Genomic DNA, 510 nt, shown 5'->3' on the forward strand with positions numbered 1-510 from the left:
TTCGTGAACTGCAGCGGCTGCTGGGTAAAAAGACAATGGAAGTGGAAATCCTCCGCGAAGCAGTGGAGTATGGTCGGGCAAAAAAATTGATTGCGCGCTCACCATTGCTGCCGGGGGACGACCGATGAAGACGGTCTGTGAAGTCCTGGGTGTGTCGCGCTCGAATCTCGCAGTCAAATCAAGGCGACAGTCCGATTGGGTCGACCGGCGCAAGACGCCGACCATGGATGATAAACCGCTTGTTGTAGAGCTTCAGGGGCTCGTTGCCGACCTGCCCACATACGGCTACCGGCGTGCTTGGGCGCTGCTCAGACGCCGTTGCGACGCGGTGGGCCGTCCACGTGTTAATGCAAAACGGGTCTATCGCGTCATGCGTGACCACAACCTGCTACTTGAACGCCGTCCTCGCCATACCCCGTCCTCGCGCCGACACGACGGCAAGGTCGCGGTGGGCAGGAGCAATGCCCGCTGGTGTTCGGACGGCTGCGAGTTCCGTTGCGATGATGGCCC

Annotated in this window: 1 pseudogene; it reads left to right on the forward strand. The window is 60.4% G+C overall.

From position 1 onward, the window contains the following. Positions 1-510: pseudogene (locus BN2476_RS44940) on the forward strand (IS3 family transposase); the annotation flags it as partial.

This window comes from Paraburkholderia piptadeniae (genome assembly GCF_900007165.1).
Classification (GTDB): Bacteria; Pseudomonadota; Gammaproteobacteria; order Burkholderiales; family Burkholderiaceae; genus Paraburkholderia; species Paraburkholderia piptadeniae.